The 19,803-nt window shown below is 57.0% G+C and carries 19 protein-coding genes; 10 read left to right on the plus strand and 9 right to left on the minus strand.

What is annotated here, in order from left to right; translation table 11 throughout:
* The first annotated feature begins 74 nt into the window (after positions 1–74).
* The 3 genes from flhA to ACXAGA_RS08875 are packed head-to-tail and all read left to right on the plus strand — an operon-like array spanning position 75 to position 4,008.
* Entirely contained in the window at positions 75–2,213 is a 2,139-nt protein-coding gene (flhA, locus tag ACXAGA_RS08865; protein WP_475117120.1) for a flagellar biosynthesis protein FlhA, read from the plus strand.
* A 12-nt stretch (positions 2,214–2,225) separates the two neighbouring features.
* The gene (locus tag ACXAGA_RS08870; RefSeq protein WP_475117121.1) at positions 2,226–3,245 is read left to right on the plus strand and encodes a P-loop NTPase family protein; all 1,020 of its coding nucleotides are present in this window, start codon (positions 2,226–2,228) and stop codon (positions 3,243–3,245) included.
* A 43-nt stretch (positions 3,246–3,288) separates the two neighbouring features.
* Positions 3,289–4,008 (plus strand): sigma-70 family RNA polymerase sigma factor, encoded by a 720-nt coding sequence (locus ACXAGA_RS08875; RefSeq protein ID WP_475117122.1) that lies wholly within the window; start codon positions 3,289–3,291, stop codon positions 4,006–4,008.
* A gap of 40 nt (positions 4,009–4,048) precedes the next feature.
* Here the strand turns inward: ACXAGA_RS08875 and ACXAGA_RS08880 are convergent, their stop codons facing one another.
* Together ACXAGA_RS08880 and ACXAGA_RS08885 are read right to left on the minus strand one after the other, a co-directional pair.
* Positions 4,049–4,915 (minus strand): hypothetical protein, encoded by an 867-nt coding sequence (locus ACXAGA_RS08880; RefSeq protein ID WP_475117123.1) that lies wholly within the window; start codon positions 4,913–4,915, stop codon positions 4,049–4,051.
* A 150-nt stretch (positions 4,916–5,065) separates the two neighbouring features.
* On the minus strand, positions 5,066–6,625 hold the full coding sequence (locus ACXAGA_RS08885) for a 2-isopropylmalate synthase (RefSeq protein ID WP_475117124.1): 1,560 nt from the start codon (positions 6,623–6,625) through the stop codon (positions 5,066–5,068).
* A gap of 265 nt (positions 6,626–6,890) precedes the next feature.
* Between ACXAGA_RS08885 and ACXAGA_RS08890 the strand changes: the two genes are divergently transcribed.
* Positions 6,891–7,529, plus strand: coding sequence for an SDR family NAD(P)-dependent oxidoreductase (locus ACXAGA_RS08890; RefSeq protein WP_475117125.1), 639 nt, complete (start codon positions 6,891–6,893; stop codon positions 7,527–7,529).
* The gene (locus ACXAGA_RS08895) at positions 7,523–9,049 is read left to right on the plus strand and encodes a cryptochrome/photolyase family protein (protein WP_475117126.1); all 1,527 of its coding nucleotides are present in this window, start codon (positions 7,523–7,525) and stop codon (positions 9,047–9,049) included. Before ACXAGA_RS08890 ends, ACXAGA_RS08895 begins: the two co-directional genes overlap by 7 nt.
* Positions 9,050–9,061: 12 nt before the next feature.
* Here the strand turns inward: ACXAGA_RS08895 and ACXAGA_RS08900 are convergent, their stop codons facing one another.
* Positions 9,062–10,531, minus strand: a complete 1,470-nt coding sequence (locus ACXAGA_RS08900) for an MORN repeat-containing protein (protein WP_475117127.1) — start codon at positions 10,529–10,531, stop codon at positions 9,062–9,064.
* Between the two features lie 142 nt (positions 10,532–10,673).
* On the opposite strand from ACXAGA_RS08900, the gene ACXAGA_RS08905 reads away from it, so the two are divergent.
* The 3 genes from ACXAGA_RS08905 to ACXAGA_RS08915 all read left to right on the plus strand — a co-directional run bounded on the left by ACXAGA_RS08905 (position 10,674) and on the right by ACXAGA_RS08915 (position 14,597).
* Positions 10,674–12,335 carry an NAD+ synthase gene (locus tag ACXAGA_RS08905; RefSeq protein ID WP_475117128.1) on the plus strand — a complete coding sequence of 554 codons (1,662 nt, stop codon included), beginning with the start codon at positions 10,674–10,676 and terminating at the stop codon, positions 12,333–12,335.
* A gap of 114 nt (positions 12,336–12,449) precedes the next feature.
* Positions 12,450–13,130 carry a DUF1236 domain-containing protein gene (locus tag ACXAGA_RS08910; RefSeq protein ID WP_475117129.1) on the plus strand — a complete coding sequence of 227 codons (681 nt, stop codon included), beginning with the start codon at positions 12,450–12,452 and terminating at the stop codon, positions 13,128–13,130.
* A gap of 108 nt (positions 13,131–13,238) precedes the next feature.
* Positions 13,239–14,597 carry a glutamine synthetase family protein gene (locus tag ACXAGA_RS08915; protein ID WP_475117130.1) on the plus strand — a complete coding sequence of 453 codons (1,359 nt, stop codon included), beginning with the start codon at positions 13,239–13,241 and terminating at the stop codon, positions 14,595–14,597.
* On the opposite strand, the gene ACXAGA_RS08920 is transcribed toward ACXAGA_RS08915, so the two are convergent.
* On the minus strand, positions 14,592–15,509 hold the full coding sequence (locus ACXAGA_RS08920; RefSeq protein WP_475117131.1) for an MBL fold metallo-hydrolase: 918 nt from the start codon (positions 15,507–15,509) through the stop codon (positions 14,592–14,594). The genes ACXAGA_RS08915 and ACXAGA_RS08920 overlap by 6 nt on opposite strands.
* 77 nt (positions 15,510–15,586) lie before the next feature.
* A complete protein-coding gene (locus ACXAGA_RS08925) occupies positions 15,587–15,961 on the minus strand; it encodes a metallopeptidase family protein (protein ID WP_475117132.1) in 375 nt (124 codons plus the stop codon).
* 60 nt (positions 15,962–16,021) lie between these two features.
* On the opposite strand from ACXAGA_RS08925, the gene gltX reads away from it, so the two are divergent.
* Positions 16,022–17,344 (plus strand): glutamate--tRNA ligase, encoded by a 1,323-nt coding sequence (gene gltX, locus ACXAGA_RS08930; protein ID WP_475117133.1) that lies wholly within the window; start codon positions 16,022–16,024, stop codon positions 17,342–17,344.
* Here the strand turns inward: gltX and ACXAGA_RS08935 are convergent, their stop codons facing one another.
* From ACXAGA_RS08935 to ACXAGA_RS08945, 3 genes are read right to left on the minus strand one after another with little or no spacing between them, the layout of a single operon-like run.
* On the minus strand, positions 17,345–17,890 hold the full coding sequence (locus ACXAGA_RS08935; protein WP_475117134.1) for a gamma-glutamylcyclotransferase family protein: 546 nt from the start codon (positions 17,888–17,890) through the stop codon (positions 17,345–17,347).
* Positions 17,891–17,947: 57 nt separating this feature from the next.
* Positions 17,948–18,484 (minus strand): DUF4329 domain-containing protein, encoded by a 537-nt coding sequence (locus ACXAGA_RS08940; protein WP_475117135.1) that lies wholly within the window; start codon positions 18,482–18,484, stop codon positions 17,948–17,950.
* Between the two features lie 41 nt (positions 18,485–18,525).
* On the minus strand, positions 18,526–18,732 hold the full coding sequence (locus ACXAGA_RS08945) for a cold-shock protein (protein ID WP_475117136.1): 207 nt from the start codon (positions 18,730–18,732) through the stop codon (positions 18,526–18,528).
* Between the two features lie 231 nt (positions 18,733–18,963).
* On the opposite strand from ACXAGA_RS08945, the gene trxC reads away from it, so the two are divergent.
* Positions 18,964–19,389, plus strand: coding sequence for a thioredoxin TrxC (trxC, locus tag ACXAGA_RS08950; RefSeq protein WP_475117137.1), 426 nt, complete (start codon positions 18,964–18,966; stop codon positions 19,387–19,389).
* Here trxC and ACXAGA_RS08955 read toward each other — a convergent pair whose 3' ends face one another.
* The gene (locus tag ACXAGA_RS08955; protein WP_475117138.1) at positions 19,390–19,584 is read right to left on the minus strand and encodes a hypothetical protein; all 195 of its coding nucleotides are present in this window, start codon (positions 19,582–19,584) and stop codon (positions 19,390–19,392) included.
* Positions 19,585–19,803 lie beyond the last annotated feature (219 nt).

Here is a 19,803-nt window from a genome sequence, read left to right on the forward strand (position 1 = left end):
CCGAATGAAACCGACAATCGGACCTGACACCACATGCGATCCCAGATCCTGCACACATCCAAAGGTTTATCATAATGGCGACAGTTGCGCGTACATCTATGTTGGGCCGTTTGGGCGACATGACATTGCCGATCGGCATTTTGGCGATTATGGCGATGATGGTTTTGCCGTTGCCTGTGGTGCTATTGGATACGTTTTTCGTGTCCAATATTGTGTTGTCGCTCCTGGTTCTGATGGTCGCGCTACACAGCTATAGACCACTGGATTTTTCCAGCTTTCCCAGCATCTTGCTGATCGCGACGGTTCTGCGTCTGGCGCTGAACGTTGCATCGACCCGCATCGTTCTAAGCGAAGGCCACACCGGCAGCGCGGCCGCGGGCAAAGTGATCCAAGCCTTTGGCGAATTTGTGATCGCGGGTAATTTTTTGGTCGGTCTGTTGGTGTTTGCGATCCTTGTGATTATCAACCTTGTGGTGATTACCAAAGGTGCGGGCCGCGTGTCCGAAGTGTCCGCGCGTTTCACTTTGGACGCGATGCCGGGCAAACAGATGGCGATTGATGCGGACCTGAATGCCGGACTTTTGACACCCGAAGACGCCAAAGTGCGTCGGGCTGACGTCGCTGCCGAGGCAGATTTCTACGGTGCGATGGACGGTGCGTCGAAATTTGTCAAAGGCGACGCGATTGCCGGTATCCTGATTTTGGTCATCAACGTGCTGGGCGGTATCCTGATCGGCACCATCCAGCATGGCCTGTCGGCGGGGGACGCTGCGCAAACCTATATCCTGCTGTCCATCGGTGACGGTCTGGTCGCGCAGATCCCGTCGCTGCTGTTGTCGATTGCGACCGCAGTGATCGTGACCCGCGTATCGTCCAGCCACGACATGGCCGAACTGATCGGTAAACAAATGAGCCTGCGCCGCGCGTGGGTGCCTGTGGCGGGCGTAATGGCGTTGCTGGGCATGGTGCCTGGGATGCCGAACATTCTGTTCCTGCTGGCTGCGGCTGGTGCTGGCGCGATGGCGTATTTTTCCCGCGAAGACGGCGAAGATGCCGTCGATGGCGAAGTCATGCCGGGCGCTGGGCCTCAGGCAGGTGGCGGCGGTGGTGGTGCGGCCCCAGCAGACAGCGAAGAATCCGAAGGCATCGTTCCCGAAGACGTCACCGACAACGCTCCGATTTCGTTGCAGATCGGCTATGGCCTGATCCAGATGGCGGGCGGGGAAAACGGCGCGCTGGTGTCGCGTATCACTGGCATCCGCAAAGATTTGTCCAAAGCGATGGGTTTCGTTGTGCCTGGCGTGCGTATCCGCGATGACCTAAGCCTTCCGCCTAATTCCTATCGCATCCGTATAGGCCACCGCATCGTGGGCGAAGATCAGGTGTACCCTGACCGCAAACTGGCGTTGCCCGGTGGCGCGTCGGTCCGCAAACTGCGTGGCATCGAAGTCAAAGACCCATCATTCGGCATGGATGCGATCTGGATTCTGCCGCAACAAGTCACCGAAGCGGAATCCGACGACTATGTGGTTGTCGAACCTGAATCCGTGATCGCAACGCACCTAAGCCAAGTTGTGACATCCAACGCGGCGGACCTGATTGGCCCTGATGATGTTCAGGCGCTGTTGGATAACCTGTCCAAAGTAACGCCTACGCTTGTGACTTCGGTCGTGCCGAAACTGGTGCCTTTGCACACGCTGACGGCGGTTCTGCGTCACCTGTTGGCAGGCCGTATCCCGATTTCGGACCTGCGCCGCATTCTGGAAGGTTTGGCCGAACTGTCGGGCCGCAACCTGCCGCCTATCGAAATGGCCGAGGCGTTGCGCCCTTCGTTGACGCCGCTGTTGTTGCAGCAATTGGGGTCGATCACGCAGCCTTTGCCGCTGATCACGCTGGACCCTGAATTGGAACAAATCCTGATCCGCGCTCGTCAGGCGGGTGATCTGGATGGCGGTCTGGTCGTCGACAACGGTTTGGCCGCCACGGTGATCACTTCGATTTCCGAAGCCGCCGACAAAGCCGCAGGCGAAGGCCGCACCCCTGTGATCGTGGTCGCCAGCCCGCTGCGCCGTTCGTTCGCTGCGTTCCTGCGCCCGCATATGCCCGATGCCATCGTGATCGGCATCAATGAACTGCCCGATACCCGCCGAGTCGAGGTCGTCGCCGTTATCGGCGGTCAGGCCGGCATTCCCGCCCCTAATGGCGCCCGTTGAGTGAGGTAAACCATGTCTACGATTGTTGTACGCGCATCTGATACTGCCCTTGCCATGGACGAGGTCGTCAAACGACTGGGGCAAGACGCCTATATCCTGTCGACCAAACAAAAGAATGGTCAGGTCGAGGTTCGCGCCACGACCGAAGCACCCAAACGCCGCAAGCCGCCGCGCATGACGCCAATGAACAAAACCTTTGGCGAAGTATTGGCCGAACGGTCGGGTCAACCTGTTGGTCCTGATCCGCGCGACATCCGCGATAATAATCCGCATCAGCCCGCATTTCGCCCAACAATGGCGAAACAGTCTGGTGGATGGCCTGGATTGGCGCCTGGGTTTGTGGCGGACCTGTGGGTCGAATTGGGCCAGCCTGCGGGCCAAGAGGACGGGTTCCTTAGCGACCTATGCGGCGCTGTTCTGGATGAAAATTACCTTGCTGGCCGCGCAGCGCGGACGCTGATCGTTGGGCCGCAAGGCGCTGGTAAATCCACGTTGGCGGCGCGCATGGCGACGTTGATGATGACCGAACGCACCAATGTGGTGCCGCGCCTGATCGCCCCCCGCAAAGCACGCCTGATGTCCGAGGATCGTTTGACAGGGCAGGCGCGTTTGCTGGGCTTGAATGTCGAACGTCCGTTGGTGAATGAAATCCGCCTGCGCCCCGATTGGGGGCTGATCGATCAGGCCGCTCCGCAGATTTTTGATCTGGATGTCACTTGTGCGGGATTGGCCGAAACTTTGGTGATCGAAGGCCAAACCGAAATCATTCTGTGCCTGCCAACGGGGATGCATCCCGCGCTGTTGGCACGCCATTTGAAAGAGTGGTCCCATCTGAACCCGCGCGTTTGTTTTACGCGCGTCGATGAATGGGCCCCCATGCCCGAAGAATTCTGCGCCATCGCGGCGGTTGGTCTGAAACTGTCCCTGTGGGGGCAGGGTGCAGGACTGGTTGACGCTTTGCAGCGGCCTTGCCGCGCGGACATCCGCGCCATCGCCAATGGATGGCTGACCCCAGTGTCAGGAGGCCGCTAATGACCAAACCACGTACCCAACCCGCCCAAAAGGGAGTACGCAAATGCTGCTAACCAAAGGTTATTCCGAACAGACCATTTCGCCTGATAAACTGGTCGCGGATCACATGCATATCGTGCGCAAAATCGCGTGGCACATGTATGGTCGCGTTGGCCGCATGGTCGAAGTCGATGATCTACTGCAGGTCGGCTATATGGGCCTGATCGATGCAAGCCGCCGTTACAAACCAAAGGCGGGCGCGTCATTCGGGTCATATGCTGCGATCCGCGTGCGGGGATCGATCGTGGATTTCTTGCGCGATAACGCCAGCGTTTGCCGCAGCACCATTGTGATGCAGCAAAAGGTACGCGCCGCAACGGCCAAGCTGGAACAGGCGCTGATGCGTGCCCCCGAAAAAGAAGAAGTCGCCGAAGAGTTAGGGATCGAGGTTGGCCAGCTAGAGGAATGGGAAACCCGTTTCGCAGCCAGCCAAGTGAAGTCTTTGGATGAGTTGTACACCGACCAGTCCAAATTGTTTTCAGACGGTGCGCATACCGTCGAAGACAAACTGCAAAACCAGCAGATGAAGGGCATGTTGCGCCGCGCGCTGGGACAATTGCCCGAACGCGAGGCCCTGTTGTTACAGCTGTACTACGTCGAAGAATTGAACGTCTACGAGATCGCAAAAGTGTTGGGCGTCACGACGGGCCGCGTCAGCCAAATCAAAAAAGCAGCAGTCGAACGCCTGCGCAAATTCATCGCAGAAATGGAAGAGGGCGGGTAATCAACCCGCCCCCCTGATATCTGATAGGTTATATCAGCGATCAGATGTTGAACGCTGGCATGACCATTGCGCCAGCCGCCAGCCGCAGCGACCATTCTTTGATATCGTCGGCAAAGCGTTCGGATGCGTTTGGAACAGCTGTCAGCAATGCTTTGACAGCGATTTTTGACATGTCCTCTTCGCGGTCTAGGCCTTCGATATCCAGTTCGGTCCAGTCAATGCCGCCGACGCGGGTTTCGCATTTGTTTTCGCCGAAACGGATGAACCATTCGAACCCGAACAATTCAAACAGAACGGTGTTTTCACCCACCTGCGCATTGCGGCGATGGATCATGTGCATCCGGATGTAGTCATGTGTGGTGTCACGGGTCGCCGCGATGATTTCAGCAGCGATTTCGGACCAGCCTTCTTCGACTGTGTTTTTCAGGTGTGTCCATTCCAGATCGGTGTCCAGACGATACGCCAGCATGTTCAGGTCGGACAATTCGCCGATCAGGTAATTGGTGCCGCCGATGTTCAGACGGGCCAGCGGCTCAGGTTCGCCGCCAGCTTGTAGATAATCGGTCGTGTCTTCTGGTTCTGCAACGGCAGGACGCTGTTCATTACGGTCCGCCATTTCGCCGCTGAATTCGCCGGTGCTGAAACAATGTAGCAGGTCGGTTGCTTCGTCAGTCAGGTTAAATTCGGTGCCGTTCAGATCGGCTAGGCCCGCGATGCGCAGGGCCGTCTGTTCGACGGGGGATGCCGTGCCGCGGGTTGCCATGCGCAACAGGCCCATCAAAGTATGGGATGCGGCGCCTGGGTCGTAACCTCGCAGGGCGTTGATCAGGTCTAGAAAATCGCCCGTGGTATAATACCGATGGGGAACGTGCGGCTTTTTCGCGGCCGTTTCGGTCGAGGTTTGCATGGCGTCCCTTGCTAGTTGAGTTGCTATCAAAAACCTAAACGTAGCGGGGCAGATATTGTTTAGATGCCTGCGGGGTTTTCACGCATCGACTAGCCGTTTGGAACCAAACCCGTCCAAAAGAAAAGCGGCCCCGAAGGGCCGCCCGTTTGATTAAACCGAGTCTTTGTAGTTGACCGATTTGATATCGTCGCCCGGCGCCGATTTTTCGCGGCGCACGATCAGGCGGTTAATCGCGTTGATATACGCCTTGGCCGAAGCGACCACAGTGTCGGTGTCTGCCGATTGACCCGTTGCGATGCGGCCGTCTTCCTCTAGCTTTACGGAAACGGTGGCTTGGGCATCGGTGCCTTTGGTCACGGCGTGCACCTGATACAGGTCCAAACGTCCGCCATGAGGGTAGATTTCTTTGACCGCGTTGAATGTCGCATCAACAGGGCCGTCGCCTGTCGCGGTGACCGATTTTTCAACGCCATCAACGGTCATCACCAGATCAGCGGTTTGCGGGCCATCGGTGCCGCAGACAACGCGCAGGGATTTCAGTTTCAGCACGTCTTCGACCGTGTCGTTCTGACGGATCAGCGCAACGATGTCGTCGTCGAACACTTCTTTCTTGCGGTCGGCCAGATCTTTGAAACGGACGAACAGGTCGTTCAACTGGTTGTCCGCCATGGTGTAACCCAGCGTGTCCAGTTTCGCGCGCAGTGCCGCACGGCCCGAATGTTTGCCCAGCGGCAACGAAGTGCCCGCCAAACCCACGTCTTCGGGGCGCATGATTTCGAACGTTTCCGCGTTTTTCAGCATACCGTCTTGGTGAATGCCGGATTCATGCGCAAATGCGTTTTTACCAACGATCGCTTTGTTGAACTGCACAGGGAAACCCGAAGCAGTCGCAACGCGGCGCGAGATGTTCATGATCTTGGTCGTGTCGATGCCGGTGGTGAACGGCATGATGTCGTTGCGCACTTTCAGTGCCATTACGACCTCTTCCAACGCGGTGTTGCCCGCGCGTTCGCCCAGACCATTGACGGTACATTCAATCTGACGCGCACCGCCAGCCACAGCAGCCAGCGCGTTCGCCGTCGCCATGCCCAAATCGTTGTGGCAGTGGGTTGCAAAAATAACGTCGTCCGCACCCGGCACGGTGTCGATCAGGCGTTTGATCAGGTCCGCAGATTCCGCAGGGGCGGTGTAGCCAACGGTGTCAGGGATGTTGATCGTGGTTGCGCCTGCTTTGATCGCAATTTCGATCACGCGGCACAGGTAATCCCATTCGGTGCGCGTCGCATCCATTGGCGACCACTGAACGTTGTCACACAGGTTGCGCGCATGGCTGACGGTTTCGTGGATTTTGTCCGCCATTTCGTCCATGGTCAGGTTCGGGATCGCACGGTGCAGCGGCGATGTGCCGATGAACGTGTGGATACGGCCGGACCCGGCTTGTTTGATGGCTTCGGCGCAGCGATCGATATCTTTGAAATTGGCGCGGGCCAGACCACAGATCGTCGAATTTTTCGAACGCTGGGCAATTTCGGATACGGCGCGGAAATCGCCTTCGGACGCGATGGGGAAACCGGCTTCGATGACGTCGACGCCCATGTCGTCCAGCATCTCTGCGATTTCCAGTTTTTCGTCGTGGGTCATTGTTGCGCCTGGCGACTGTTCGCCGTCACGCAAGGTTGTGTCGAAAATCAACACGCGGTCTTTGGTCATGTCTGTATTCCTTGTCTTTTCTTAGCTTTGCCCGACGCTAGAACACCCCTGAGCGGTCGCGCCGGAAGGCACGCTCAGAGGCTGCTAAGAAGTAGAAGGCCGCGCGAAGGCACAGCACGGCAGGAGCCGGCATCAATGGTGATATGTGTCAAGCGCGTCATGGCGTCGGACTATAGCCATGATTCCCATGATGAAAAGGCCGAATTGACCCTGCCATGGTGATTTTCCATCTGGAATGGGGCGGGGCGGGCTCTATTTCCCGATCATGAAACGAAATTTGGTGATAGGCGCATCGGGCGGCATCGGCACGGCCATGGTGCAGGTGATGGATGGCGACACGGTTGGTCTGTCGCGGTCGGGCGATGGGTTGGACGTCTGCGATGACGCCAGCGTGGCGCGTTTGATCGGCGATCTGGACGGCCCGTTTGACCGTATTTTCGTGGCGATCGGCATTCTGGCCCCCAATGGCGCGGCCCCCGAAAAATCACTGTCAGCCATTGATGCGGATGTGATGGCGCGGGTTTTTGCGGTGAACACCATTGGCGTGGCGACTGTGCTGAAACATGCAGCACCGAAACTGGCCACGAACGGGCGTCTGGGCGTTTTGACCGCGCGGGTCGGGTCGATTGGCGACAACAATTTGGGCGGCTGGCACAGCTATCGCGCCTCCAAGGCCGCCGCGAACCAGATCATCCGCGGCGCGGCGCTGGAAATGAAACGCACCCACCGCGATGCTGTCGTTTTGGCCCTGCACCCCGGCACGGTCGAGACGTCATTCACCGCCAATTACAAAGCCAAGAAACTGCAACCAACCGAATCCGCACGGATGTTGTTGGACGTTTTGGACGGCGCCACCGAAACGGGTGGTTTCTATGACTACGCTGGAAAACCGATCCCATGGTGAAACTGGTTTTGGTGCTGGGCGATCAACTGTCGCCCAATCTGTCCGCCTTGCGCGAAGCGGACACCGATACAGACATTGTCGTCATGGCCGAGGTCATGGGCGAGGCGACCTATGTCAAACACCACCCCAAAAAGATCGCTTTGATCCTGTCAGCGATGCGGAAATTCGCGGGTCGTCTGCGCGATGACGGGTGGACGGTGGCCTATTCCGAATTGGACGATCCTGAAAATTCGGGAACGATCACGGGCGAATTGCTGCGCTATGCGTCGCAGCACAGCGCGGATGAAATTATCGCTACCGAACCAGGGGAATGGCGACTGATTTCCGCGTTAGAGGATATGCCAATCCCCGTGCATCAATTCGGCGATGACCGTTTCGTGGCGACCCATTCCGATTTTGAATCTTGGGCAGACGGGCGCAAAGCGCTGCGGATGGAATATTTCTACCGCGACATGCGCCGCAAAACGGGGCTGCTCATGGACGGTGACCAGCCCGAGGGCGGCAAATGGAACTATGACCACGACAATCGCAAACCCGCGCCCGGTCAGGTGGATTTCAACGGCCCGATGAATTTCACCCCCGATGACACGGTGAACGCCGTGCTGGATATGGTCGAGGCGCAATTTGATGACCATTTCGGCGACCTGCGTCCGTTCTGGTTTGCGACCGACACCGAACAGGCGCGGCGGCAACTGACCCATTGGGTCAAAGGCGGGTTGCCGAAATTTGGCGATTTTCAGGACGCCATGCTGACGGGGCAGCGGTTCCTGTGGCATTCGATCATTTCGATGTACATCAACATCGGCCTGCTATCCCCGTTAGAGGCGTGTCAGGCCGCCGAAGATGCCTATCGCAACGGCGATGCCCCGTTAAACGCAGTCGAAGGGTTCATTCGCCAGATCATCGGTTGGCGTGAATATGTGCGCGGCATCTATTTTCTGCACGGGCCCGAATATGTGGGGCGCAACGCGCTGGGCCATGACCGCGATTTGCCTTGGTTTTACTGGGGCGGCGACACGAAAATGCACTGCATTTTGCAGGCCGTCGAACAGACCCGCACGGATGCCTATGCGCACCATATCCAACGCCTGATGGTCACGGGCAACTTCGGGCTATTGGCGGGGATCGATCCGCATCAGATGCATGAATGGTATTTGTCGGTCTACGCAGATGCCTTTGAATGGGCCGAGGCGCCGAACACCATAGGCATGAGCCAATTTGCCGACGGCGGTGTGATCGCGTCCAAACCCTATGTCAGCAGCGGCAATTACATCGACAAAATGTCGGATTACTGCAAATCCTGCGCCTATAAGGTCAAAGATAAAACAGGCCCCGATGCGTGCCCGTTTAACCTGTTGTATTGGCATTTTCTGGATCGTCATCGCGACAGGTTCAAAGATAACCACCGCATGGGCAATATCTATCGCACGTGGGACCGCATGAACGAAGACCGCCAAAAGGCGGTCCTGTCTGATGCGGAAAACTGGTTGTCGAAACTGGACGCCGGCGATGTGGTCTAAGGCCGATTAGCCTTAGTTCGCTGTCGTGTCTTCGGTCGCCGTTTCGTCGGTTGTGGCCTTGTCGGTGGTGTCTTCGGCGACGTATAGATCATCGCTCCATTCACCTGTCTCAACCTCGCCCGACGCATAGGTCATCGTGCCCGCGCCCTGACGGCGGCCGGATACGAACATGCCTTCGTATTTGTCGCCGTTGGAATAGGTCGCCACGCCAAAGCCCGCGATTTCGCCGTTTTGCCAATCACCTGTGTAGGTAAAGGTTTCATCGGTTTCGGTCGCCGGATTGTCGGGGATGGTGATCGTGCCGGTGCCCGACCGCTGACCATCCGCGAATTCGCCGTCATAAACGGACCCGTCGGCATAAGTGGCAACACCTTTGCCTTCGCGTTGGCCGTCGGCCCATTCGCCTTCGTAGGTGTAGCCATCGCCGTAGCGCATGATGCCAAAGCCGTGGTTTTTCGCGGCTTTGAATTCGCCTTCGTAGACCAGACCATTGGTGTAGGTGGCGATGCCTTGGCCTTCGATGACGCCGTTTGCCCATTCGCCTTCGTAAGTCGAACCGTCTGGATAGGTGATTTTGCCCGTGCCGTTCGGCAGGTCGTCCGCAAATTCGCCAACGTAAACGGACCCGTCGGGATAGGTGACCTGACCCTGACCCGACATCGCGCCGTTGTCCCATGCGCCGACATAGACATAGCCGTCGGTGCCGCGGAATGTGCCCTGACCGTGGCGGCGGTCGTCGGCAAATCCGCCCTGATAAATATCGCCGTTGGAATAGGTGACGGTGCCTGTGCCTTCGCGGCGGCCAGCGACCAGATCGCCTTCGTAGATGTCACCATTGGGTTGGACCAAACGGCCGGTGCCTTCGATTTGGCCAGCAACCCAAGTGCCTTCGTAAACGGTGCCGTCGGGCATGGTCAGTTTGCCCGCGCCTTCGCGGTCGTCGCGGGCCAATTCGCCTTCGTAAACGGTGCCGTCTGGGTAGGTGATCGTGCCGCTGCCGTCTTTGACGCCGTTGACCCACGTGCCGACGTAGGAATAGCCGTTCGTCGCGGTCATCGTGCCTGTGCCGTGGTGCATGGCGTTGCGAAATTCGCCTTCGTAGGTCACGCCGTTGGCGTATTGGGCGATGCCCGACCCTGTAATATTGCCGTCAACCCAGTCACCTTCGTAGGTGCCGCCGTCAGCAAAGGTGATTTTGCCGGTTCCGCTGGGTTTGCCTTCGGTGAATTGGCCTTCGTAGACCGATCCATTGGGGAAACGCGCGGTTCCCATGCCTTGGATGCGGCCATCGACCCATTCACCTGTGTATTCATAACCATTGGGCAGGCGATACGTGCCGATACCCTGCTGTTTACCATCGACGAATTCGCCTTCGTAGACGCCGCCGTCCTCGTACTGTTTTGTTTGGATGTCCTGTGCCATGGACGCCCCTGCCATCAAGGCAAATGCAACCCCGCCTACCAGCGCAACGTTCCGAGTCATTGTGGTCTTCCCTGTTTCAGCACCGCAGACGTTAATCGACATGGGCATATCTTACAACGCTTTAGCTGGCTGTTGGCGTCAAACGGCTTTCCCTTGCCTGTGGTTCTGTTAAATCTAGGCCCAACTGATTGATAGGCTGCACATGACCGACACTTTCCGCATCACCATGGCCCAGTTGAATCCGACCGTGGGCGACATCGAAGGCAACGCCGCCAAAGCGCGCGCCGCATGGGAAACCGCACGTGATGCGGGCAGCGACATGATCGCGTTTCCTGAAATGTTCATCGCGGGTTATTCGACCCAAGATCTGGTGATGAAACCCGCATTCCACGATGCCTGCCTAAAACGGATCGAGGCGTTGGCCGCCGAATGCGCGGACGGCCCCATTTTGGCAATCGGCGGGCCGCTGAAACGGGATGACCGGCTTTATAACGCCTATTTCATCTGCAAAAAGGGCCAGATCGCGGCCGTGCAGCTGAAACATTTCCTGCCGAACTACAATGTGTTCGACGAAGTGCGCCAGTTTAATCGCGGCGCTATTCAGGGCCCATATGATGCGGGCCCGCTGCGGATCGGATCGCCCATCTGCGAAGACGCATGGTTCCGCGATGTAGCCGAAACCATGTGCGAAAGCGGCGCGGAAATGTTGGTCGTACCGAATGGGTCGCCCTATTACCGCGGTAAATTCGATCGCCGCATGTCCCATATGGTGGCGCGTGTTGTCGAAAACGATGTGCCAATGGTCTATGTGAACACCGTCGGTGGTCAGGACGATCAGGCGTTTGACGGCGGGTCGTTCGTGTTGAACCGTGGCGGTAAATTGGCCGTTCAGCTGCCTTTGTTCGAAGAATGCATCGAACACGTCGATTTCACCCGCACCGCCGATGGGTGGGAAGCAACGCCCGGCCAAATGGCTATCTATGGCGATGACTGGGAACGCGATTACCATGCGATGGTGATCACCCTGCGCGACTACATGCGTAAAACGGGTTTCAAAAAGGTGCTGCTGGGCCTGTCGGGCGGTATCGATTCCGCGCTGGTTGCGACCATTGCCGTGGATGCGTTGGGTGCGGAAAACGTGCGCTGCGTGATGCTGCCGTCTGAATACACGTCCCAAGGGTCGTTGGATGATGCCGAAGATATCGCAAAGCGTCTGAGCGTTCACTACGACTATGTCCCGATCAAAGAAGGCCGCGACGCGATCACCAACACCTTGGCCCCATTGTTTGCGGGCCGCGATGCCGATCTGACCGAAGAAAACATCCAATCCCGTTTGCGCGGTCTGCTGCTGATGGCGATGTCGAACAAATTCGGTGAAATGCTGCTGACCACGGGCAATAAATCCGAAGTCGCGGTGGGCTATTGCACCATCTATGGCGATATGAACGGCGGCTATAACCCGATCAAAGACCTGTACAAAACGCGCGTCTTTGAAACGTGCCGCTGGCGCAACGCGCATCACCGTCCGTGGATGGACGGCCCCGCGGGCGAAGTGATCCCTGTGTCGATCATCGACAAACCGCCCAGCGCCGAACTACGCCCCGACCAAAAAGACGAAGACAGCCTGCCGCCCTACGACATTCTGGACGCGATCCTAGAAGGTTTGGTTGATCAAGAATCCAGCGTCGCCGATCTGGTTGCGCGTGGGTACGACCACGATACGGTCAAACGGGTGGAACACCTGATTTACATCAGCGAATACAAACGGTTCCAATCGGCTCCGGGTACGCGCCTGACAAAACGGGCGTTCTGGATGGACCGCCGTTATCCGATTGTGAACCGTTTCCGCGATAGTTCCATGTGATCACGGTTTCGTGAATATCCATCACGGCTAAGTCAGGGCGCGGAACGGTTTCGCGCCCTTTTATGTTGTCCTTTCAAATCAGCGGCACTGACGTCGCTTTGAAAGGAGTTCGAAATGAAACCGATCAAAACTGCTCTTATGGGGTCTGCAATCGCACTGATGGCTGCGGCACCTGCAATGGCCCAATCGCTGTCCGCAACCGCAGCAACCGACTTGAACGTGCGTTCGGGTCCAGGTGCATGGTATGAACCTGTCGCTGTCATTCCGGGTGGCGAAATGGCAATGGTCGACGGCTGTCTGGCAAATGCCGAATGGTGCGAAGTCACCTATGACGGCGTCCAAGGTTGGTCCTACGCCCCATACCTGACCATCACCGAAGGCGAAGAATTTGTAACGCTGCCTCAGGCAACAATCACAACTGTTGAAACCGTTGAAATGGTCGACGTTGAAGCAACCGAAGCCGAAGAAACCGGTGCTGGCCTAGCTGGCGGTGCGGTTGGCGCGCTGATCGCATACGGTCTGGGTGGCCCTGTTGGCGTGATCGCCGCAACGGGCATGATGGGTGCGGCGGCTGGTGCTGCAACCGTGGAACCAACCACAGAAACCATCACGTTCATCGAAACCAACCCGGTTGAGGCTGTCTGGCTGAACGGTGAAGTCGTCGTGGGTGCGGGCATTCCTGAAACCGTAACCACCTATGACACTCCCGAGGTCGCCTTTGACTATCTGAACGTAAACGGCCAGACCGTTGTGGTGGATGCTGAAACCAACGTTATTGTTGACGTTATCGGCTAATATCACCTGACTAATTGACGAAACGGCGCGGGTTTTCCTGCGCCGTTTTTTGTTGTGAACGATTTGGTTTTGGATCAGACATCATGGGTGCATAACGAAAGACACGCCATGACCACGCACCGCGCCCCAATTGCCGAAGCCGAAGCATTCCTAGACGCTCATCCTGATGTGTCGGCCATCGACATTGTGTTGACCGACCTGAACGGGATCGGGCGGGGCAAAATCATCCGCCGTCACGAATTGGTGCCTTTGTTCAAATCGGGCAGGGGAATGCCTGCGACCCTGTTCGCACAGGACGTATCGGGCCACGACGTGGATGATGCGATTGATTGCGTGACAGGCGGCACGGGCGATAGCCGCTGTTGGCCTGTTGCGGGAACGCTAGGGTTTATGCCGGCCACCGGACGCGGGCAGGTTTTGTTGCAGATGGAGGCCGAAAGCGGCGCGCCGCATCCTATCGATCCGCGCGGGGCGCTGCTGCGTCAGGTCGCGCGGGCTGGGGCCTCAGGTTTCACCCCCATGGGCGCGATGGAGCTGGAATTTTACCTGATAGACCGCGCACGCGATGATCAGGGCCGCGTTCAACCCGCGCGCGCCGCAATGACGGGGCGGCGGCTGTCTGGCACCAACTGCATGTCGGTTGATGAACTGGACGAAATGGCGCCGTTCTTTGATGATGTTTATGCGGGCGCTGCGGCGATGGACCTGCCGCTGGAAACGGTGATTTCCGAATATGCGGTGGGGCAGTTCGAATTGACCTTGCGCTATCGCGACCTGATGTCGGCGGCGGATGATATTATCCGCGCCAAACGCCTGATCCGCATGACCGCGCGGCGGTACGATATGGACGCTTGTTTTATGTCGAAACCGTTTGGTGACAGTTCGGGATCGGGGATGCATTTGCATCTATCGCTGGCCGATGAAAACGGGGCGAACCTGTTTGCGGATCAGGGCGATGATCTATCCCCGCTGATGCTGTCGGCTATCGGGGGTATCCGTGCATCCATGGCGGATAGCATGCTGGTTTTCGCGCCCGTCCTGAATTCGTGGCGCCGTTTCGCGCGCAAAGTTTATTCGCCAGCCACGAATACTTGGGCCGTCGAAGATCGCGGCGTTGCCCTGCGCGTGCCTGCAGGCAGCCCCAAATCCCGCCATTTCGAACACCGTATCGGCGGCGTCGATGCAAACCCTTATTTGGTGGCGGCTGTGACCTTGGGCGCGGCGCTGGACGGGATCGAACAACGCATGGGCGCAGGGGCCGAAGGGCCCGACGGCGGCGCAGCATATCCCGCACTGCCAACCAGCTGGGATACGGCGATTGATCTGTTCGCGGCATCGGATGCCATGACATCCATCTTGGGCGCGGATTTACACGCCACCTATTCGGCAGTGAAAAAGGGCGAATGGGAAACACTCGCCCTATGGGTCACTGATGCCGAATGGCAGCTATACGGGCCGAATTTATAACAGCTGATAGCTGTGCGGCACGAAATGGAACCCGTTTTCGGATCGTGTGTCGATGTACCCCAGTCCGGGGAACGGCATGTGATAACCAACAACCGCAAAACGGTCAGCCGCAGCCATGCCCAAAATACGTTTGCGCGTTTCTGCAGCAGCGGTTTTGTCCATGTCAAATCGGACTTCCCATTCGGGGTGCTGTAGCGACCAAACATAGTGGTTGGTCGTATCGGCCATGAGCAGCAACTGGCTACCGTTCGATTCCAGCATGTACCCCATGTGGCCCGGCGTGTGACCATGGGCTGCAACGGCGGTAATGCCAGAACGCACCGCATCGCCATCACCCAAGAACGTCATCTTTTCCGCCAGTGGACGCACCTTTGCGTCGAAACCATCGTTTCCTGCCGCGGCCCAGTGATCGTATTCCACCTGTCCCGTGACATACGCTGCATTGGCAAAGGTCACACCGTTGTCACCCGACAAACCACCAATGTGGTCGCCGTGCATGTGGGTCAGCACAACATGCGTGATGTCATCCGCCGCATAGCCAGCCCCAGCCAAAGCCGACGTGATGCCGTCAGCAGATAGGCCTGTATCAAACAGAATAACTTCGGACCCTGTGTTCACGATCGTTGGGGTAAAGAAATTCACGCTGCGGTCAGCTGGGATAAAGTTTTCGGCAGAGGCGGCTTCGAATTCTTCGGCGCTTGCGTTCATGCCAAAGGTGCCTTGGGGATTGTCCATCGGGCGGCTGCCCGCCAGTAGGGTCGTTACCTCGAATTCGCCCAGGTGAAACGTGCGGTGGGTAATCGGTGTGGGTTCAGGCGCAGCGGAATGCCCAGCTGCAGAGGCGGTCATAGCAAAACTCGCGATTGGTAGAGTTGCACCCGATAATAGAGCCTGACGGCGTGTAATGGTCATTAGTAGTCTCCCTATTTATATAAATTGAAAAAATAGGGCGGGCTGGATGATAGACTGTTCAAACTATCGTGAGTGGATTATTCCCACCAGCGATCAATCGTAGCGATCTGATCGTCGGTCCAGCCGAAATGATGCGCAAATTCATGGGTCGTCACATGCGCGACCAATTCGGCCAATGTCACGTCCCCCCGTTCGGCCCATTCATCGATGATAGGACGGCGGAACAGCCAGACGATGTCATCGACGCTTTCGGCGAACCCTTTTTGTGTTAGCGGCACGCCGACATATAGCCCCGTTAGGGTATAGGGGTCGTCTTCGTCGTCATCCTCGGGCCAGTCATCGACGCAAATCGCAACGGCGCGGGCGTGTTCGTTGAACGGCGCAGGGAAATGATCGGCCGTTTTGCGGGCCAATTCGGCGATTTCGTCGTTGGTCGGTGCGGTATAGTCCATAACCCCGATATGGACATTTATAGCCCAATATGAAAGAGGCAGAACGAACAGGAGATGCACATGACAACAACCCGTTTTGCCCCGTCCCCAACTGGCTGGATGCACATTGGTAACCTGCGCGCTGCGCTGATGAACTTTTGCATTGCAAAGCAACAGGGTGGTACGTTCATCCTGCGGATCGACGACACCGATCAAGAACGTTCCAAACAGGAATATGTTGACGGGATTATGGATGCGCTGGACTGGCTGGGCATCACCTATGATCGCGTAGAATATCAATCCAAACGTCTGGATCGTTACACCGCAGCCAAAGACAAATTGATCGAAATGGGTCGTTTGTACGAATGCTTTGAAACGCCGACCGAATTGGACCTGAAACGCAAGAAACAGCTGAACATGGGCAAACCGCCTGTGTACGACCGTTCCGCGCTGAACCTGTCCGACGCCGAAAAGAACCGCCTACGCGAAGAACGCGGTGGATCGCACTGGCGTTTCAAACTGGATTGGGAACGCATCGAATGGACCGACGGCATTCTGGGCGACATTTCGATCGACGCATCGTCTGTGTCCGACCCTGTTCTGATCAAAGATTCGGGTCAGTTCCTGTACACGCTGGCGTCCGTTGTCGATGACACCGAAATGGGCATCACCAACGTTGTGCGCGGGTCCGACCACGTGACCAACACCGCAACCCAAATCCAGATGATCAAGGCGCTGGGCGGCACCGTTCCGACCTTTGCCCACCATTCGCTGCTGACCGGCCCGCAAGGCGAGGCGCTGTCGAAACGTCTGGGCACCTTGTCCCTGAAAGACATGAAGGGCGAAGGCATCGAACCTATGGCGATCATGTCGCTGATGGCGCGTTTGGGCACCTCTGACCCTGTTGAACTGCGCGACACCGTACAAGAGGTGATCGACGGCTTCGACGTGTCGAAATTCGGCGTGGCTCCGACCAAATTCGATGTCGAGGATCTGAAACCTCTGACCGCGCGCATTAACGCCGCGAAACCGTTCGAGGCCGTGAAATCCGACGTTCTGGCGCTGGGCGTGCCTGAACATCTGGCCGAAACTTTCTGGTCGGTCGTGCGCGAAAACATCACGTTCCTGTCCGACATGCAGGACTGGTGGACCCTGTTCCGCGATGGCGCCCCTGCGCTGGTTGCGGACGAAGATCGCGAAATGATCGAAACATCGCTGGGCCTGCTGGGCGAACCGCCATACACCGCAGACACTTGGGGTGAATGGACATCGGCCGTGAAAGAGGCAACAGGCCGCAAAGGTAAGGGCCTGTTCATGCCGCTGCGCAAGGCCGTCACAGGCCGCGAACGCGGCCCTGACATGGGCGATGTGATGCAGCTGATGCAGGTAAAACCGCGCCTGTAATCAGTCCTGCGGCTGACCCAGTTTTGCTAAATATTCATTGACCGTCGCCGTCTGTGCGGCGGTCAATTTTCTTGCGCGGGGGTAACGCGGATCGGCGCGGTCATTCAGGATCGGACCCCAATTGTGCGTCGTGTCAAAGAAATGCTGCGCCCCGTCATCGCCAAACATATCCATGTATCCCTGCACAACGACATCCAGATAGGACAGCAGGATCGGATTGACCGAAGGCGCCGCGTAATGCCGTGCTTCGACTTCGTAAACCGCAGTCGGCATCTGGGCGCCGTCGATCAGATGGGTCACATCTTTGCGCTGATATCCCGACTCCCGTTCGTCTAAAGCGACCCAATCTCCATGCGGTACCTGCGCTGTGACACCCAGCAACACGGTGTCGTCGCATGGTTCCACCGATAGAAATGCGGGCTCTTGGATGGACGTGTGCCGCCAAACGCGGCGCCAGCCCTTTAGCGTGGCGGTCTGCGGGTCGGGGTATTCATGGGTGGTAAGGTTAACGAGGCTGCCATAGCCGAAAAAACGGGGGTGGGTCATTGGTGTCTCTTACTTGGGTACCCGTCATATAGGATGGTCGTGACCAATAATCGACCGTCAGTAACCTTCGCCTTTCAGAATGGCGCGGTAACTGTAGTAGGGTTTTATGTTTTCACCTGGTTCTTCGATGTAATTGGGGTCTTGGGGCACGCAGTGGTGGCCGCAAATCTGATACGCCACCATTTCCGACGAATCCACGTACCACAGCCGTCCGCCCGGGGTCGCAATCCATCCATCAATGCCTGACGCCTCATCCGATTCCATATCGGTCGATGATGGCACTTCGGAATTATATTCGGGGCTATAGGTGCTATGCGTGTGGAACGACGCGATGACTTCGAATTTTGTGGGCCAGAGTGGTAGGGTGCATCCGGCTTCGGAACCGGTGCTTAGGCGGCTGCTGACCAAACGGCCCGCGTCGTTGCGCCCGATGTAACCGCAAATCTCGCGGTTCAGCGCAAAGGATCGCGGCTGAATTTTTTCGAAAATTTTGACGATATAGGCCTGTTCTTCGGCCACGGGGCTGACCGTCTGCCCAATTGCAGGGCTGACAAACGCGGTCAGTAAGAAACAGATGGACGTAAAAAACTTCATGGGCACAGCATTCCTGCGCCCATGAAATAAATCAACCTAAATCAGATCAGCTGTAGATCAATTGCAGATTCGCGACCGTCGCGGCCGGACTGCAGTTCAAAGCTGACTTTCTGGTTTTCGTTCAAACCCTGCAGACCCGAACGCTCGACTGCGGAAATGTGAACGAAAATGTCTTTTGCGCCGCCATCAGGCGCAATAAAGCCGTAGCCTTTGGTGGTGTTGAACCATTTCACGGTGCCAGTGGCCATCGTGAGACTCCTTTTAGTAACGTCCGCTCGCGGTATTGCAGCGGCTCGGCTTGTCAGTACTGGATCGAAGAACTGGGCCGAAAAAGGAGACAGTGTCGAAATAGGTCGTAACTCGCACCTACTAGCATGGCAGGAAGTTGGAATTAATCAAGTAAAGCTTTTGACACTGCGGGTTGTGTCGGGCTCTGACACATCTTATATCCCTTATGTGTCGCAAGCAGGAGAGCGCAAATGGCTGGAATGAAAATCACATGTCTGGACTGTGGTCAGGTCAATCGCGTACCCGGCGAAAAACTGGACGCTGGCCCAAAATGCGCGACCTGCGGCAGCAAACTGATGAATTCCAAACCTGTCGAAGTCGATTTGACGACCCTACAAAAGGCAGCGCGCAACGATGATGTGCCGCTGATTGTTGATTTTTGGGCCCCTTGGTGCGGGCCATGCCGCGCGATGGCGCCAGAGTTTTCAAAAACCGCCGCTGCCATGGCCGGCAAGGTGCGTTTGGCCAAGTTGAATACCGACCAACACCGCGCAGCTAATACAAAATATCGGATCAGTGGCATTCCAACGATGATCTATTTTGCCAAAGGCAAAGAGGTCAAACGCCAACCCGGCGCCATGCGCGGGCCTGACATTATGCGCTGGATCAACGGATAATCAGAACGGCGCGTGTTCGGCGATCGCTTTGGCACGGTTTGGTTTCATCTGATTGACGATGGACCATAGCGGCAGGGCGATGCCCAGACCCAAATACAGCGCGAACGCGGGCAGGATGGGTAGGTGCAGAAACGTCATTGCGCCGATTGCCACCATAAGGCCCAGAAAGCTGCTGGTCAGAAATAGAATGATCATTTGGCCTTATCCTCTTGTTCGTGGTGTACTCGTTAAACGCGATAAATATTGATAATCCGTTTTCAGGTTGCAGAGTCGGTCCCGTATTCCTCTGGCGTGTGATCTATCCCTTTGGATCGCCTGAAATCGGATTTTGTGGATAATTTTTCGCATCAGTTTGGTTTGTGGGCGGCTGAAATGATCGAATCGCCCGAATTTTGATAGAAATTCCCTATCGTT

Source organism: Marivivens sp. ABH4_498 (genome assembly GCF_056160585.1).